Genomic DNA, 15,034 nt, shown 5'->3' on the forward strand with positions numbered 1-15,034 from the left:
GCATAGACATCTGCTGCTGGAGAGTATTGGCAGTAAAATCGTTCGGGGGCCATGTAAGCAGGTGAGCCGGTCTGCCCTGAGCCTTTCTGATGGGGCTGCTCCTGAATAAGTTTAGCAATACCAAAATCTGAAATCTTAGCTCGCCAGCGTCCGTCACGATAGCTCAGCAAAATGTTTTCGGGTTTGATATCACAGTGGACTATTCCCTGCTGGTGAGCGTGGGCCAGCCCACACAGCACATCTGCGACCAGATTGAGAATGTCAGCGAGGCTCAGGGAACTGAGCATGTGCGATCGCAACGTCCCCCCTGCACAATACTCCAACACTAGCCGTCGCCCCTCATCCGAATGCTCCAGCGCATAGCAAGTAACAATATTAGGATGGGTCAAGCTCAACAAACAATGCAGTTCCCGCAAAAACGCATGGGTGGACAGACTGTGGCGATGCACATACTTAATCGCCACCAGCTGGCCCGTCTTACGGTGCACCCCACAATAAACGCGCCCAAACTGACCATTACCCACCAGCCCTAACAGGCGATAGCTAGAACGCTGATGGCGACTGTTCACATTCCTGCATCCATGAGTAAATCATCACGTCCTTTCCCCACCAAGATATTCATAATCTCAGCGTGGGAAAGACGCTGATGAACACCAGCCTCCGCCACCGTCAATCGTTCTTTTAGCCCCAGCACAAAGCAATTTTCTTCAGCCCCCAGAGACTCACAGGCCGTTTGAACACAGTGCAGCGTTTGACCACTCAATTCACTAAAAAATGACTGTAGTGCTCCCGTCTCTAAAAACCCTACAGGTCGCTCTAGTTTGGGGGCATAGTCAATAAATGCCGACGCTCGGATTTTGAGAACTAAAAAGCCTTGGGAACGATAGGTCTGATCTAGGCTGATCTGTCCCCACCCGTGGGTGAGCCAACACTGCTGCAATGCATGGATAAACTCAGCCATGGCTAAGCTGGCCACGGGGCGATTATGGTAGTCGGTCAGCTCCTCACAAAAACGGGTGTAGAAATTTTTTCCCCACCAGCGTCCGCAGTTGTACAGCACCAGCATTGAAGCCTGCCCCGTTTCATTATCCAGCCCTGAATAGATCGCCCGAATCAATGTCTCAGGTAGCGCCAGCAGTCGATCACCTCGACGATTTTCCAGCAACCCCAGCTCCAAGGTGCCGTGCACATAGACGTCGCTGGCAAAATAATTAGCGCTTAGCTGGGTATCTGCAAGTAAGTCGGCTACTAATACCATATGATTAGTTCCCAAAGTTTTCCAAGGACACACTGTGCCTTTGGATGTGGGAAGATCTTATCATCAGAGAGTTGACGTATATAGCTTGGGGCAGTATCCATGGTTTACCCGCTGCCATGACAGGCTTAGAGGGTGAACCGCTCCGCCTGTCAGTTTTGCTGTACGGCAGGCTCAAGTAAAATCACTCTTAACATCACCCTGAGGCGCACCAACACCACTGTCTAACAGTTGCTGTACTGACTCTAGGGCAGGTTTGAGTAGCGCAAACTGGGAGTCGGTCAAGAGTCTAGGCAACTGTTGATTTAGGGAACGTTGCAGCAACGCATCAATGGCTTGGGTCTGGTAAATCTCTACCATCGTCGGCAACCACCCCTCTAAACGACGTCGACCCAAATGAACATCGTCCACTAGCATTCCTAGGGCCGCATATCGCAAAATCAAAATTGTTTGCTTGATGCTTTGCTCTAAGGACTCAACATTCTGCTGTACTTCAGCGGGTAGCCGATCCACCAATTCTTGGATCAGGTTAATCTCCCACTCCCGCAGCTGACGATAGGCACGGAGCCGATCCGACAAACTGCTGACATATCGGCCGAGACTGCCCAATTCTTTAGATGTTAGATAACTGTTTTCTGGCTGTAGCTCAATCTGTCGCAGAATATGTCGAGTAGATGGAGAAGGAGTCATAGCTAAGCAGTTTGGTCTAAGACGTTAGTGTAGCTGAGGCAGCCACCTTAAAATAACGCCGACAGGTCGTCCAGGGTGAGGGCATCTGCATCTACCGCAGGCATAATTTCATCATCGTCGATCAGCTCCCAATCCTCAGGAGTTACGGTCATTGTGCCCTGCCAGGGAAATGTAGCAAAAAACTGGCCGACGGTTTCATAGGGCGCATCGATCGTATCTCCCCCGTCGTTTTCTGCAAGCTCCACGCCAGACCAATTGATTTGCTGGAAAAAGTCACTGACTGAGATGGCTAAAGATTGACTATTTTCATTGGACAACTCCATATGATCAGTCCTTACGATGAGGCCTCAGAGCGTAATCGTTTTTCGATATCAGAAGCAGTCGCTCCTTCATTTAACCAAAATGCAGCGGCATCAATACGCTCTTTAGCTCCCAGCAAAAACTTACAGTAGGTTTCTCCCATGGAGTAGCACTGAATCTCAATGCAGCTCAGCTGCTTACGTACCATTTCGGTAAAAAAGCCGGCAAATAATCCAGCATACAAATAACAGACGGGTTTACCAACATCTCCTAGGGTACGCGCCACCGCTGAATCAAAGAGATTAATAAACATAAACCCCTGCTTACGATCGGTCATATCTATTTCCCAACGCCCCCAGCCTTGGGCAGTAAAGGGCCACCACCAGGTTTCTAACAAAAACATTAGATTGGCCTGCTGTGGGCTGACGTTGTATTCACGCTCAAACCACTGATCAAAAAATAATGAATCTTGTTTACCCCATTCCAGCCCGATGGAATACATTACGGCGGCTGAAGCGGCTCCGACTTCTTCTTCTAAACCTTCTAACAAGCCAATAATAAAGTCTTCGCTGGTGATTATATTCCGGCTACCATTCCAGTCGGCAATGGTCCCCTCGGAGGTATTGAACTGGAAAAAATCGGAAAATTTGTAGTGGCTGTGTTTTTGGGGATATTGCTGATGCAGTTTGTGGGAAAAAGCCGACGGGGTGTCCATAAGACCTAATGTACCTGGGTGTCCCTTCAGGGTAACCCTATTGACCTAGTAAACGCCTAGCCTGAGCTAAAATTGGGCAAAATAGCTCGGCTTCTTGGGGGGTGAGGTGTTGACGCACAATATCCTGCATGACTTTATAGGTAATATCGCAACTATGCTGGGCTTTGAAGGAGCGCATAATTGACTGAAACCAGAGTAGAAAGCTCTCTTCTAGGCCCTCTTCATCTGCTACGAGTAGGGCATGGGCACAGTAGCGTAGTCCTCGTATCGTGTCGCGCTGCCATTTGGCACTCAGATCGACTTTGCCACGGCGCAGCAGCTGGGGATCAATGGTTTTTATTTTTTGTTTGACTTGCTGAATAATCTCTACTTCAGCCTTTTGAATTTTTTGATAGGCGCTAAACCGTGGACGAGCTGTTTTTAGATAGTTCTGTAAAAATATCAGTTCTGTATCGGTAGCATAGCGACCATCCACTTCACGGACAAGGGTTTGAATCTGGCTCAGCATGGGGCAAGGGATAGCAAGTTGACGGAGAAAGACGCTCCATGGAACATCTGTACAGAACCACTAAACATCTGCACATGGGCATTAATAGCGGGGAATGGCGTTATCGACAAGTCGGGCATAGGCGTCGATGCCGCCAGATAGATTTTTGGTACGTTCAAAGCCCTGGCGCTGTAGCCATTGACACATTTGGGCAGAGCGCATGCCATGGTGGCACATGACAATGGTTTCGAGACTGGGGTCGAGATGGGAGAAAATCTGATCAGCCCAGTCGGCATATTGGCTTAGGGGAAGATGGATAAAGTTTGGCAGATGTGCGATCGCAACCTCCTCTGGCTCTCGCACATCCACCAGTTGCAGCTCATCATCAGCCAATCGCTGGGCAAAGCTGGGCGCTGAAATTTCCTCAACTCCTAAAATTCCATCCATGGGCATCCTCCAAATTCAGCAACGCCGATTTATTAAGTTGATTTACTGATTAGGGTACCCTGCTTCTATTGACAAACAATTTAAGAATAAAGTTGTTGGCTGTTTTGTTCAAGCACGCCGAAGCTATATCTACTACCCTTGAACCGATGCACCACACCCACAGCTAATCGATCTCAGCAACAACAGAAAACCTTGCTCTATGGGATTGGCCATGGGGATGGAAATAAACAAGGGGGAAGCACAGGCCGGGGGAAAGTACAGTGGCCGTACCTACTTGGGAAATAGACGACCGCGCTCTGGCGAGTCACGATCGATGTCCATGCGCAAAATGGGGGAATCGATCTCTGCTGGGATCAGTTGTTCAATTTCTAGAGGGGCGAGGGGTTGATTAAAACGGAAATAGCTCGCAGCGGTGGTGGGAAAGCCAGGGCGATCGCTGGCAATGGTTTTTAAGCGTTTAAACAGACCAAAATTTTCTGAAAAAACGGGGAAGCCCGAAAGATCAGGCTGTCCATCTAGTGAAAGACCACAGGGAAAGACTATAGCGATGAATAGACTAACACCTGAGCCTGCATTCTCAAATAACAAGACTTCCGCATCAACCAGCTGTACACACTACTAGAGTCACCCATATCACAGCTCATCGCCTCAACCTTATAATCGGCAACACCAGAAGTATTTTCATTGGGCTGGGCACCATACTGGGCAATAGCTTGAATTATTTTCTTCTTAGTTTGAGAGAATATTTTGATAACTTGAGCTAGATCGTTGTCTGGATCGGAGTCGGTAGCTTTTTGAATATCGATGGCAATGGCCGACACCAGATGATTATGTTGGTCCACCTGATCCAGCAAATGGGAAAGGCCGCTCAACTCGGGTGCTGCAAAACACTGTAAGGAAAAACGAACACTTGCTAACCAGCTCCTGCCAAACCCAACGGCATCGAGAATTTCATGCCATTGGATTTTTAGCTGGGAAGCATGTAGTTGAGAATAGGCCATGACAGATAAAAATTTTGTTGTCAGCGATTTCCAGATAGTAGTTACCACACAGGTTCAGGTATCCATCTCGGACGCACATCAAAAAAAGTCAGCTTTGTTCACTATCGCACTATTACGTCGTTTCAAGAATATGTGTTAATTGACCAGTATCGTCCTTTTGTAGAGCATCACGTAAAGCAATCTGAGCATCAATGGCTATTGACTGAGTATCAAGGGTTAGATGCTTCTTTCTTACTCACATCGGTGCCTGTCGAGATTGCGCTGGCTGATTTATACGAAGGCGTTGGATTCGAGTCTTCTGAAAAGAGTTTTGATTAGGAGTGCAATCAGCCCTCGGGCTTAGTGCGACTAAGATTGAGCTATTTCCCTTTCATTTGGGTTTTGGCCTGCTCCATTGCCAGGGACTTAAACGCCTCAAAGGATTGAATATTCGATGCCCCTTCGATAGCCTTCACGGCTAAATCCTGAACCTGTTTCAGGGCTGCCGCCAGCTGCTTCGATACGGTCTGAATCCGTTCCTCATTGGTTGCGATCGCGTGTTCTAGGGCTTGAATCCTCAGCTCATACACCCGCTTAAAGCCATCCAATTCCTTATGGCGCAAATCTGCTGCTATTTTCGCCTGGGCGCTGGCGGCTGATCCTGCCTCTTCCTTGGCCTGCTTAATCGCCGCTTCTTTTTCTGCTTCAAAGGCTTCGACTTGGGCTTTTAGCTCAGCAAAGTGCTGCTCTTGACGTGCGATCGCACCCTCCCGTTCCGCCCACTGTGCCGCCAATGCTTGCTTAGCCTCCGCCAGCTGCCGATAGCGCTCTTCTTGGGCTTGGGCATAGTCCGCCTGCGCTAAACTACGTTCCAGTGTCAGATTATAGTCATACTCTTCAGACTCACGCTGACTAGCTTTCTTCTGTTCATCATCCCGTTCTTTAATAGAACGCTTATGGTCCTCCTGTTCCTTTACCCAAGACTGCTTCAGGTCCCGTCGTTCATGGTCAAGCGTATCCTGCCTTTGAGTAAATTCAGCCTCAAAAGCTTTGCGCGTGTCTTCACAGGTTTGGATTAAGGTATCCAGGGTATCGGCTTGGATATCATCTAAACTGTGCAGCTCCTCCAGTTGAGCCAATTCTTCAGCAACGGCTGACCGGAGAGCTTGTAATTGAGCCGCTTTCGATGTCAGCTTTTCGGATAACTCATTGACGGCGCTGCCAAACCCCGCTTGCAACCCAGCCAAGGTGTGAATTGTTGCCTTCATTTTATCTTGCGTCTGATCGACGGGTGGCTGATTCATTACTTTCACAGGTTCAGAGGGTTTTGTCTCCGTCCCGGAGGTGGGACTCGTCGTTTTCAGCCTATCGACCTGTTTTTCTAGCTTATTTCGTTCTTTGAGCAAGTCATTATAAGCCTCTAGAATCTGTGCTTTTGTATTTCTATTGGTTGGTATTTCGGTCATGCTAACCCCTCTGTTTGTCTAAGCCTTAACCGTTGAGGATTTCTCAAACGCTTTCATGGTTAACGTGTGGGACTGTTGCATCGCCTCTTGCAATTGAGCATTAACATTTTCAATTTGCTGAGTTTGCTCTTGAATTTTATGTTCCAGAGATTGAATCGTAAATTCATACCCCTGTTTGGTAGCTTCCCACTCCTTTTCCAGCAGCTCGGCTTGTACCGCTGCATTTTGCTGGACAGCCGTAGTAATATCCGTTCTCGTTTTTTCTACCAACTGATTGAGATCGCTCGAGAATATATCCACACGTTGTTGATAGTCCACTAAGAGGAGCTGATTCTCCTCTAGAATTTTCTCTCGCTCAGCCCACTGCCGCTGGTTAACTTGCTCGGTATCCTGTAATTCTTTTTCTTGCTGGCGACGAGTCTCGTCAAAATCGTTGGCATCAACGGTTTGATGGCGCTCTAATTCATACCGATAGTCCGCTTCTTGTCGCTCTCGTTCTTTGATTAGCTGCTCCATTTGCGCTCTGACGGTCTGCTCAAAGTCGCTTTGCTCTTTGCCCCACTGAGACCGCACTTCAGTGATTTCTTGTTCAAGGGTAGCCTGTTGCTCGGTTCCCTTTTGCTCCAGGGTGCTGAGCTTATCCTGATGCTCTTGAGTCAGTAGGTGGAGGGTATCGGCCACTACACGAATTTGCTTCAGGGTTTGTAGATGACGCGTTTCGATGTCAATGGCCTGGTCCAGTTCCCCCAACTTTAAGGATTCGTCGGTTAATTTTTCTGACAGCTGGGTGACAATGCTGCCAAACTCCAGCTGTAGATCGGCTAGACCTTTGACAATGCTGTCAATTGTATAGGCCGAGGCCCCATCCAGCACCTGTTCATTTCTGGCCGCTGCGACTTCCTCTTCCTTAGTGGCAATTCTGGAACCTAGCTTTTTGCGATCTGTGAGAATTTTCTGGAAGGCGGCGAAAACTTGGTCTTTGCTATCCTGCGATGCAACCATCACCATGACTCCAGCTGACGCATCAATGGGAATAATTCTTACATCTATTGGTATTGTGACGCATCAGACTCTGATTAAACTTAATTTTTAATCAGGGGGTTGCTGGGCTAGGATATACCCCAACACCACGCCACTCAAACTACAGACTAAATCTAACGCATCCAAGGTTCGATAGGGCGCAATGCCTTGAACGATTTCTTCTGCTGTCATCACCAGGCCAAACAACACTGGAAAAACAGGCAAATGTCGCATTCCTCGGAAGTGTCGTCGATTCAATATGCGATGGCCTAAGTAGCTGGCCATCGCATAGAGCACCACATGACCAATTTTGTCGTAGTAGGGAATTTTATCTAGTAGATCAAGGGGCAGATTATTGGTATAGGCGGCCCATAGAATCAGTAAAAATAAGGCCCCATAGACGATGGCTAGCACGGCAATACTGCGCTGGGGCTGGTTAAGTTTAGATGACGTTTTCATGGAGAGTAATTAGGCTTGTATCTGGTTTTGATTACAGCGATCTACAGTGGATAGCGTCTCTATCTCGGATACATCAACCGTAATTGGTATAAGCCATGGGTAATCTATTTAGACGTCAAGCAGGGCTATGGTTGGGAATGATCGCCTTGGTGATCGGGATAGCTGTGTTTTATGACATTTCCTCTGAGGCTCAATCAGGGAAATTGATGGTGGATAATGAGCGGTTGCGATCGCACCTCCACACCTTAGCGACCAAACGCTACACCAACCTAGCCCTAGCTCGTACTCGGGCCTATCTCACTCAGCAGCTTAAAACCTATGGCTACGAGCCCATTTCTCAGACATTCGGTGCAGGCAACAGTGCAGGCACTAACCTCAGCATTGTGCGCCCAGGTACGCAAACTCCTCAACAAAAAATCCTAGTCGGTGCCCACTACGACTCAGTGTCCGGCTCCCCTGGAGCGGACGACAACGCTAGTGGCGTTGCTACCGCCCTAGAAATCGCCCGTATCTTTGCCAACTACCCCACCCATAAAAGTTTGCAAGTCGTCTTCTTTGACCAAGAAGAATTTCAGCCGGAAGGAGCCGGACTCGTGGGGAGTAATGCCTTTGTCAATAATCCAGCTAACCTAGATGGATTAGAAAGCTCCATAATCCTTGAAATGCTTGGCTATGCTTGCCATGAGCCTGGATGTCAAACCTATCCACCTGGTTTAGAACAACAAAATTTGCCCACCCAAGGAGATTTTATTGGAGTGTTGGGCGACACCGATCATTTAGACCTATTGGCCACCTTCGCAACCGAGATAGAGAATGAATCCACTGCCCCCACAGAGACGACCTTACAGGCAGTGACACTACCGGTCGCCATTGGGGCACTCCCCTTTATGCCAGATCTATTTCGCAGTGACCATGTTCCCTTTTGGTTAAAGGGTATTGGGGCCGTGATGGTTAGTGATACAGCTGATTTTCGCAATCCCAACTACCACCAGGAAAGTGATACCGTCGAGAGTCTAGATGAAGTATTTTTAGAACAGACTGCAAACTATATCGTGGAGCGAGTAGAAAAATTACTGCAAGGTAGCTGAGAGATAACAATCTAGAACTATACGTTGAGGAGCAGCCCAGATACCTCAAGATTTATTTTCTCTCAACATAAAAAAAGGCACTGCTACCCCCGACAAGATTTCATCTGCAAACTATTGGTTGGTAGCGTCGTTCACAGATCGGCTTATTTCTTAAATAGTCACAGCAAAAAGCGAGCAGCTCCATGAACTGCTCGCATCAATACACCGACTAACTTTTGCTTAGTCAGCAACTACACTCTTAGAAAGAGTTGCGACGGTAGCCACCGCCACCGCCACCACCGGAATTGCTCCGGGGCTTGGCTTCATTGACTTTCATTTCGCGGCCCATCCACTCGGCACCGTTCAATGCTTCAATTGCCTTTTCTTCATCTTCTTTAGCAGCCATTTCCACAAAGGCGAAACCCCGTGGACGACCAGTTTCGCGATCCATTGGCAAGCTAACGCGGTTAACCTTACCGTACTCGGTAAAGACCTGCTCTAGCTCATCGTTCGTAACGTCATAGGACAAATTGCCCACATAAATAGACATAAGGAAATCCCCTTATCAAAAACATGTAGCGAGTTAAACGGAGATATTCCTGTTACTGAAATCGAAATCTCAACAAAATTACTTCTCTACCGAAAACTTACCGACTGCAATCATAGCATTTGATTTTATGCTTTGGGAACCCTATGGGGATATTTTTTGGTATGGGGGTCGCCAACGGCTAGGCCGCTCGAGCTGGAGCCATATCTTTGACAAATTCAGCCTGAAACTCACTAATTAAGTCCTGCTGGCCTTCATCTAATCTAGACCAACCCAACTTACGTAAAGAAGGTGGGATCTTAGGATAAAATGCCTCAGCAATACCGCCTGAAATTGCCGCTAGGGTTTTTGCATCCCCTCCGAGGGCGACTGCGTTACGAATGGCATCTTCAAAGTCGTTGGAGTGCAAAAATGCAATGATGGCTGCTTCTACAGTATCTCCTGCGAGGGTGCTGTACTGATAGCCTTGTTGCAGCGCCTGATAAGGAGTTTGAAAGCTGTAACCAAAAATGCTGGTCAGCAACTCTGCAATGGTCTCTTTGGACGCACCTGTGTTAGCCAGAAAGACAGCTGTTGCAGTAGCCTGAGCCCCTTTAATGCCATCGGGATGATTATGGCTAATCATGGCCGAGCGCTCAGCTTCTTCCATGACTTCCTTGAGATTGTCAAAAGCATAGGCAATGGGCACGGCTCTCACGGCCCCATCATTACGACAACTGTAGTAAGGCTTTAGGCAATTTGTCGTAGCCCACTCACTAAAACTGTTGTTGTAGCCTCCCGCTATCTGAGGATACCAGTCATACCAACGTGCATAGGTCTCTTCGTACTCCCCACCATAAAGTAGGTAGTCCGCAGTGGCCAGCATAAAGATCGTGTTTTCGGTCCAGTGACTGTCTGGAGTAACTAGTTCGAAGTCTTGGATTTTAGTCCGCTGATAGGCAGCGCCAATCACATCTCCAAGAATTGCTCCAAGCATATTCTTCTATTTATTTATCTGGTGTGTCGTTAACATTCTTCGCTACAGCATTCTAGCGCATACTGTGATCGTGTGGGATAAGTTGCTTTTTAAAAAGCTGGGCGTTGCTGATCCCCAGAATATTTTTATCTGAAAACCATTGGTAAGCTTGGCTTCAGGCCCCACAGACGGGTTTCTATCAAAAATAGGACAACAGTGTATTGTGCGAACGATAAAGTTATAGAACCCTGGTCATGTCTTCTTCCCAATCTGACCTTTCATCTATTTGCTTTGATGTTCTGCCCCGCCAGCTCAACAGTTTTTGCGATCCGCTTTTCCCGAGTAGCCGTTTGCTTGGCACGTTTAATCCATTGCAGGATTCCTTTCTTTTATGTTTTTTGTAGGTAACAAGCCAGATACTATCGATTTGGGTATAGTTGTTGACTAGCCAGGTTCGCCGCTGGTTACTTCGACCTGCTCAAACTGTTTCATGTCGATGGAAGTATGCCGTCTGAAACTTTAAAAGCTAGCTTCGTTGTTGTAGCGCGATGGGTTCACAAGATTAGCGAAACCTACGTAGCTCCAGAGCGAGGCACCCTGTTGCTGGTTATTCAGATGTGGCTGAACACCCAAGGACCTATTGGCCTCTAAATTGGCAAGCACGCCGGTTAACGTTAGCGATAGCAAAAAATAGCAAAGACGGGTGGGAATGATGGAGGTTTCGTGACGCATTTAAAACAAACAGGTCTGTATCTATATCTTATTGATTAATAACAGACAGGTCTGTATCATGTCAATGACTTTATTTTTTAAGGCCGATGCCGCGTAAGTCTGCTGCTACCGATAAGCCACTCAAGGAGCACATTCTAGATGTGGCAGACCAGTTGTTTTATGGACAGGGACTGCACGCTATAGGCATTGACCGAGTCATTGCAGAGGCGAAAATTGCGAAGACAAGCCTCTACCGTTACTTTCCATCAAAAGATGCACTGATTCGGGCGTATTTAGAGCGGCGAAGTCAGCAGTTTTGGCAGCTATTGGAGGCGTATTTGACGAGCTGCGAGCCGCAGCCGATGGCACAGCTGATGGGTATGGTTGATTTTATAGCCGAGCTATTGGAGACACCTGAGTGTCAGGGATGTCCGTTTTTGCTGGCGGCGAGTGAGTTTGCTGATGCGGAACATCCGTCACGGCAGGTGTGCATGGCCCATAAGGGGGAGGTGTGCGATCGCATCGCTACCCTAGCCAAAGAGTCTAACCTCAACCAGCCTCAGGCCTTAGCCGCCCAGCTCACCATGCTTATAGACGGCGGTTTTTCCCAGGCTCGATATTTGGGAACTGAGCCCATCGGCCACACCTTTAAGAGTGCCGCCATGGCGTTGATTAACCAGTGCTTTACACCTTAAACCAATCGCCGATGTCGCTGTTGCTGCAGCCATAGCACCACCAGCAAGGTAAAGAGTACCAGGGGCCAGCTCATCTGATTGAGAATGGCCCAGTCAAACCGATGGAATACTCGCCCTGCCAGAAACGTGACTACAGCAACAAAGCTAAACATAATAAAGTCGTGGATCGCCTGCACTTTGCCTTTCTCCGCAGGCGTGTGGGTTTCTGTCAGTAAAGTAGTGGACCCCACATACATAAAATTCCAGCCTAGACCCAGGAGAAATAGGGCCATGGCAAAATGCCAAAAACTAGTGCCCGCTAAATTTAGCCCCATACAGCCCAGGTTAAGCACCGCCCCAGTCACAATAATCTGTAACACCCCCAAACGTTTAATCAACCAGCCTGTAATCAGTGATGGGGCAAACATCCCAATCACGTGCCACTGAATTACCGAGGCTGTTTGGTCAAAAGAATGAGTTTCTGCTGCCATGGCCAGGGGTGTGGCCGTCATGACAAATACCATAACGCCATAGCTGACAGTACTTCCCAGCGTGGCAACCAAAAACTTTGGCTGACGCATAATCTTTAATAGGGGAAGTGTACGTTGCCCACTGTGTTCTGCCTCGGTAGAGGGCACCTGCAACCCCAAAAACAACAGACTAGAGAGCACCTGTAGTCCCAATATTGCCACCAGTGCCCCAATATAGAGGTCGCTGTTAAACCATCCTTGAGACCCCGTGGCCACCCATGGTCCTAAAATTGCGGCAATGATTCCGCCTGCTAACACCCAAGAGATTGCCTGGGACCGAAAAGCATCATCTACCACATCAGCAGCGGCAAAACGGTAGTAACCAACAAAACCATTGGCAACACCGAGTAGTGTAGTAGACAGAGTAAATAGCCAAAAGTGAGCAATGGTGAGACTATAAATACCAACAGCGGCTCCAATAAAACCCACTAATGAGCCCACGAGAAAGCCACCGCGTCGCCCGATGTGCTGCATCAGTAATGAGGCCGGAATTGTTGCCACCATGGTCGCCACCTGTCGCATGGCCAGCGGTACTGTGGCCATGGTTTTGTCAGTGGCAAGAGCATAGCCGATGAGGGCCGCAACCGTGACCAGGACCGTATTGGTGGTCATGGCTGTAGCTTGGGATAAGGCCAGCAGAGCTACCTGGGATTTGGCAGATTTCATAGGAGTGGGTGTTGGGCAGGTTTTGAGCCTAGCATGAACCCAAAGAGTCACCTATCGATGGGGCGTCGTGTGACTATCTATGGCATAGAAGAATGGCATACCTTATGGAACTACTTGGTAATGAAGTTGCAAGACGCCATTGCCATAGACTTTTTGATCAGTCAGTTCTAAAGCCGTTTGGTCAATTATCCCAGAGAAAAGAGAGATGCCATCCCCCATCAGAAATGGATTTATCTTGAGGATCAGCTGATCAATCAATTTTTCAGCAAAGAGCGCTGTGGCTAGCGTTGCCCCTCCACACAGCCAAATGTTTTTACCATCTGCCTGCTTCAACTGTTTAACTAACTCCATCGCCTTCTCTGAGACAAGAACAACGTCGGGATGAGGACTTTCTTTGATACTGTTCGAAAAGAGATACTGCTTCATATGAGGATAAGGATTTGACACCCCGTCCTTTAATCCGATTTCGTAGGTTTTTCTCCCCATTAAAACAGTATCAAACCATTTATTTGCACCAGAGATACCCATAACCTCACGCAGATGGGACGGAACGGTCTCGGGAAACGTAGAAAATAACGCTGTCAGGTAATCCATATCGTGGGAAAACCCACCATGGGAACCATCAGCATGGGCAATAAATCCGTCAATGCTGCAGGCGACATAGTAAACCAGTTCTCGCATGGTGCTTTCCTCTTGGTAGATGTCTTGCCCAATATAAACAACCGGACATCAGGCAGACTGGCTACTACCCCATGATTATTATCAATTTCGGAAAATAGAGGAAAATCTTAGGAATGAGGATTTTTAATTAACCTCAATTCTTTCGATTGTCCAATTGCCTGGGGCATCGTTAAATGCAGCGACAAATTCAGCTTCTCCCCATGCTTGAACCGTGTCAATCGATACGGTTCTGATATCTGTCTTTTGATTGGCCTGCTGGGAACGGATGGTCAGGATAACGTTATTGGCATGGCTCCAGCCATTATTGAGCACAGTCCCTTTGATACTGTTACCTTCTATGCGAACACCCACTGTCCATAGGTTAGCTAAGATACTGGCTGGAGCCGGTGATACCGCTGTCGTTTTTGTTGGCGAGGTGATTCTATCGTTTGAGAAACGAGGTTCAGGTCCCTGATAGGGTTGCGTTTCAATTTTGACAGGAGAGGGGGTAAGTCCCTCGCAGCTGACCATCTCATTCTGTTTATGCTCACCACTGATGTGAGCATAAAACTGATGTCGCCAGTCGAGCAGCTTTTGCTGATAGTCTGGGCTCACCGTAGGAGAGCTAATTAATTTGCTGGATAACTCAATGGCGTCATACCATTCTTGAAAACAAATAGCCTCTCGTAAATCTTCTTTGATATCTACATCTGAAATCGTAGCATCGGCACTTTCGGCAGTGGCGGCAGTTCCAGCTAGCGCTAGTAATGAGCCAAGAACGACAGGAGCTTTCATAGATAGAGCTAGGAGAAGACTTACTGCCTATTATTTCAACACGTAGAAAGACCGCTCAGGATGAAATATGTGAAGATGCGGCTGATAGGCGGAATTGGCAAAAAAGACTTGTATTCCTATGGTTAAGGCACTCTAATATCAACGACTAGAGGACGGTGATCGGAACCTGTGTCAGTGCCGACATGGATATCAGTGACGTCTAAGCCATGACTCAATAGACAGTGATCAATGGGAATAGAAAGTAGGGGTGTTAATGCCCTTGGGATGGTGGCGTAAGTCCCTGGTGTGGGCCAGGTGGGTAAAATGCCAAAGCCCGAACGAGCGTTTTTTAGATTTGTTTTGCGCACTAGGCGCTGATAGTAAGGAGACCACATGGTGGTGTTTAGATCGCCAGCGAGGATGATTTGATGAGGGGGTTGAGATCGCACTGCTTCAGACCTCAAATCCTCCAAATACTGGCGAATCAAATCCAGTTGCTGATTCCGGGAGTGAAAAAAGCTGGTTTTCACCGGGGGAAACGGATGCGTTGCTAAGACTGTAATCGGCTGCCTACCAACCATAATTTCGGTGACAACACTAGTATTTTTTTCAGTCCCAAAGAATTCAATCT

Annotated in this window: 22 protein-coding genes; 3 read left to right on the forward strand and 19 right to left on the reverse strand. The window is 47.8% G+C overall.

The genetic code is table 11. The features are described 5' to 3' along the window. The 9 genes from IQ260_RS15760 to IQ260_RS15800 form a co-directional block, all read right to left on the reverse strand. The coding region (locus tag IQ260_RS15760) for a serine/threonine-protein kinase (protein WP_193994061.1) at positions 1 to 569 on the reverse strand (569 nt) is incomplete at its 3' end. Continuing rightward, positions 566 to 1,258, reverse strand: coding sequence for a V4R domain-containing protein (locus IQ260_RS15765; protein WP_193994062.1), 693 nt, complete (start codon positions 1,256 to 1,258; stop codon positions 566 to 568). The genes IQ260_RS15760 and IQ260_RS15765, both read right to left, overlap by 4 nt. Positions 1,259 to 1,429: 171 nt before the next feature. After that, a complete protein-coding gene (locus tag IQ260_RS15770) occupies positions 1,430 to 1,945 on the reverse strand; it encodes a globin family protein (protein ID WP_193994063.1) in 516 nt (171 codons plus the stop codon). Between the two features lie 47 nt (positions 1,946 to 1,992). Next, positions 1,993 to 2,268, reverse strand: coding sequence for a hypothetical protein (locus tag IQ260_RS15775; protein WP_193994064.1), 276 nt, complete (start codon positions 2,266 to 2,268; stop codon positions 1,993 to 1,995). Positions 2,269 to 2,279: 11 nt separating this feature from the next. Beyond that, positions 2,280 to 2,960 (reverse strand): V4R domain-containing protein, encoded by a 681-nt coding sequence (locus tag IQ260_RS15780; protein WP_193994065.1) that lies wholly within the window; start codon positions 2,958 to 2,960, stop codon positions 2,280 to 2,282. Between the two features lie 37 nt (positions 2,961 to 2,997). Then, the gene (locus IQ260_RS15785; RefSeq protein WP_193994066.1) at positions 2,998 to 3,468 is read right to left on the reverse strand and encodes a globin family protein; all 471 of its coding nucleotides are present in this window, start codon (positions 3,466 to 3,468) and stop codon (positions 2,998 to 3,000) included. Between the two features lie 81 nt (positions 3,469 to 3,549). Further along, complete coding sequence (locus IQ260_RS15790; RefSeq protein WP_193994067.1) at positions 3,550 to 3,894, reverse strand: rhodanese-like domain-containing protein; 345 nt, start codon at positions 3,892 to 3,894, stop codon at positions 3,550 to 3,552. Between the two features lie 270 nt (positions 3,895 to 4,164). Continuing rightward, positions 4,165 to 4,482, reverse strand: coding sequence for a hypothetical protein (locus IQ260_RS15795; protein ID WP_193994068.1), 318 nt, complete (start codon positions 4,480 to 4,482; stop codon positions 4,165 to 4,167). Continuing rightward, the gene (locus tag IQ260_RS15800; protein WP_193994069.1) at positions 4,434 to 4,895 is read right to left on the reverse strand and encodes a hypothetical protein; all 462 of its coding nucleotides are present in this window, start codon (positions 4,893 to 4,895) and stop codon (positions 4,434 to 4,436) included. Before IQ260_RS15800 ends, IQ260_RS15795 begins: the two co-directional genes overlap by 49 nt. A gap of 132 nt (positions 4,896 to 5,027) precedes the next feature. Here IQ260_RS15800 and IQ260_RS15805 point away from each other — a divergent pair, with 132 nt between their 5' ends. After that, on the forward strand, positions 5,028 to 5,213 hold the full coding sequence (locus IQ260_RS15805; RefSeq protein WP_193994070.1) for a hypothetical protein: 186 nt from the start codon (positions 5,028 to 5,030) through the stop codon (positions 5,211 to 5,213). 41 nt (positions 5,214 to 5,254) lie between these two features. Here the strand turns inward: IQ260_RS15805 and IQ260_RS15810 are convergent, their stop codons facing one another. From IQ260_RS15810 to IQ260_RS15820, 3 genes are all read right to left on the reverse strand, one after another. After that, entirely contained in the window at positions 5,255 to 6,340 is a 1,086-nt protein-coding gene (locus IQ260_RS15810; protein ID WP_193994071.1) for a coiled-coil domain-containing protein, read from the reverse strand. Positions 6,341 to 6,358: 18 nt separating this feature from the next. Further along, positions 6,359 to 7,342 (reverse strand): hypothetical protein, encoded by a 984-nt coding sequence (locus IQ260_RS15815; RefSeq protein WP_193994072.1) that lies wholly within the window; start codon positions 7,340 to 7,342, stop codon positions 6,359 to 6,361. A gap of 87 nt (positions 7,343 to 7,429) precedes the next feature. Continuing rightward, positions 7,430 to 7,819: a VanZ family protein gene (locus IQ260_RS15820; protein WP_193994073.1), complete on the reverse strand. Its 390-nt coding sequence runs from the start codon at positions 7,817 to 7,819 to the stop codon at positions 7,430 to 7,432. Between the two features lie 95 nt (positions 7,820 to 7,914). On the opposite strand from IQ260_RS15820, the gene IQ260_RS15825 reads away from it, so the two are divergent. After that, positions 7,915 to 8,907: a M28 family peptidase gene (locus IQ260_RS15825; protein WP_193994074.1), complete on the forward strand. Its 993-nt coding sequence runs from the start codon at positions 7,915 to 7,917 to the stop codon at positions 8,905 to 8,907. Positions 8,908 to 9,145: 238 nt separating this feature from the next. Here IQ260_RS15825 and IQ260_RS15830 read toward each other — a convergent pair whose 3' ends face one another. The 3 genes from IQ260_RS15830 to IQ260_RS31895 form a co-directional block, all read right to left on the reverse strand. After that, entirely contained in the window at positions 9,146 to 9,436 is a 291-nt protein-coding gene (locus tag IQ260_RS15830) for an RNA recognition motif domain-containing protein (RefSeq protein ID WP_193994075.1), read from the reverse strand. A gap of 178 nt (positions 9,437 to 9,614) precedes the next feature. Then, positions 9,615 to 10,409 (reverse strand): ADP-ribosylglycohydrolase family protein, encoded by a 795-nt coding sequence (locus tag IQ260_RS15835; protein ID WP_193994076.1) that lies wholly within the window; start codon positions 10,407 to 10,409, stop codon positions 9,615 to 9,617. 257 nt (positions 10,410 to 10,666) lie between these two features. Next, positions 10,667 to 10,768 carry a YdeI/OmpD-associated family protein gene (locus IQ260_RS31895; protein WP_193994082.1) on the reverse strand — a complete coding sequence of 34 codons (102 nt, stop codon included), beginning with the start codon at positions 10,766 to 10,768 and terminating at the stop codon, positions 10,667 to 10,669. A gap of 438 nt (positions 10,769 to 11,206) precedes the next feature. Between IQ260_RS31895 and IQ260_RS15845 the strand changes: the two genes are divergently transcribed. Beyond that, positions 11,207 to 11,794, forward strand: coding sequence for a TetR/AcrR family transcriptional regulator (locus IQ260_RS15845; protein WP_193994077.1), 588 nt, complete (start codon positions 11,207 to 11,209; stop codon positions 11,792 to 11,794). On the opposite strand, the gene IQ260_RS15850 is transcribed toward IQ260_RS15845, so the two are convergent. The 4 genes from IQ260_RS15850 to IQ260_RS15865 all read right to left on the reverse strand — a co-directional run. Beyond that, entirely contained in the window at positions 11,791 to 12,969 is a 1,179-nt protein-coding gene (locus tag IQ260_RS15850) for an MFS transporter (RefSeq protein WP_193994078.1), read from the reverse strand. The two genes, IQ260_RS15845 and IQ260_RS15850, sit on opposite strands and share 4 nt — an antisense overlap. A 102-nt stretch (positions 12,970 to 13,071) precedes the next feature. Then, complete coding sequence (locus tag IQ260_RS15855; protein ID WP_193994079.1) at positions 13,072 to 13,650, reverse strand: dihydrofolate reductase family protein; 579 nt, start codon at positions 13,648 to 13,650, stop codon at positions 13,072 to 13,074. A gap of 123 nt (positions 13,651 to 13,773) precedes the next feature. Further along, positions 13,774 to 14,424: a hypothetical protein gene (locus IQ260_RS15860; RefSeq protein WP_193994080.1), complete on the reverse strand. Its 651-nt coding sequence runs from the start codon at positions 14,422 to 14,424 to the stop codon at positions 13,774 to 13,776. A 122-nt stretch (positions 14,425 to 14,546) separates the two neighbouring features. Continuing rightward, the coding region (locus IQ260_RS15865; RefSeq protein WP_228016163.1) for an endonuclease/exonuclease/phosphatase family protein at positions 14,547 to 15,034 on the reverse strand (488 nt) is incomplete at its 5' end.

Origin of the sequence: Leptolyngbya cf. ectocarpi LEGE 11479 (genome assembly GCF_015207065.1) — a bacterium.
Classification (GTDB): domain Bacteria; phylum Cyanobacteriota; class Cyanobacteriia; order Phormidesmidales; family Phormidesmidaceae; genus Leptothoe; species Leptothoe ectocarpi.

Coding starts and splice junctions, on each gene's coding strand:
- IQ260_RS15810 (WP_193994071.1), bottom strand. CDS start 6,340: ATGACCGAAATACCAACCAATAGAAATACAAAAGCACAGATTCTAGAG.
- IQ260_RS15765 (WP_193994062.1), bottom strand. CDS start 1,258: ATGGTATTAGTAGCCGACTTACTTGCAGATACCCAGCTAAGCGCTAAT.
- IQ260_RS15850 (WP_193994078.1), bottom strand. CDS start 12,969: ATGAAATCTGCCAAATCCCAGGTAGCTCTGCTGGCCTTATCCCAAGCT.
- IQ260_RS15835 (WP_193994076.1), bottom strand. CDS start 10,409: ATGCTTGGAGCAATTCTTGGAGATGTGATTGGCGCTGCCTATCAGCGG.
- IQ260_RS15855 (WP_193994079.1), bottom strand. CDS start 13,650: ATGCGAGAACTGGTTTACTATGTCGCCTGCAGCATTGACGGATTTATT.
- IQ260_RS15785 (WP_193994066.1), bottom strand. CDS start 3,468: ATGCTGAGCCAGATTCAAACCCTTGTCCGTGAAGTGGATGGTCGCTAT.
- IQ260_RS15815 (WP_193994072.1), bottom strand. CDS start 7,342: ATGGTTGCATCGCAGGATAGCAAAGACCAAGTTTTCGCCGCCTTCCAG.
- IQ260_RS15845 (WP_193994077.1), top strand. CDS start 11,207: ATGCCGCGTAAGTCTGCTGCTACCGATAAGCCACTCAAGGAGCACATT.
- IQ260_RS15830 (WP_193994075.1), bottom strand. CDS start 9,436: ATGTCTATTTATGTGGGCAATTTGTCCTATGACGTTACGAACGATGAG.
- IQ260_RS15860 (WP_193994080.1), bottom strand. CDS start 14,424: ATGAAAGCTCCTGTCGTTCTTGGCTCATTACTAGCGCTAGCTGGAACT.
- IQ260_RS15825 (WP_193994074.1), top strand. CDS start 7,915: ATGGGTAATCTATTTAGACGTCAAGCAGGGCTATGGTTGGGAATGATC.
- IQ260_RS15800 (WP_193994069.1), bottom strand. CDS start 4,895: ATGGCCTATTCTCAACTACATGCTTCCCAGCTAAAAATCCAATGGCAT.
- IQ260_RS15780 (WP_193994065.1), bottom strand. CDS start 2,960: ATGGACACCCCGTCGGCTTTTTCCCACAAACTGCATCAGCAATATCCC.
- IQ260_RS15790 (WP_193994067.1), bottom strand. CDS start 3,894: ATGGATGGAATTTTAGGAGTTGAGGAAATTTCAGCGCCCAGCTTTGCC.
- IQ260_RS15775 (WP_193994064.1), bottom strand. CDS start 2,268: ATGGAGTTGTCCAATGAAAATAGTCAATCTTTAGCCATCTCAGTCAGT.
- IQ260_RS15770 (WP_193994063.1), bottom strand. CDS start 1,945: ATGACTCCTTCTCCATCTACTCGACATATTCTGCGACAGATTGAGCTA.
- IQ260_RS15820 (WP_193994073.1), bottom strand. CDS start 7,819: ATGAAAACGTCATCTAAACTTAACCAGCCCCAGCGCAGTATTGCCGTG.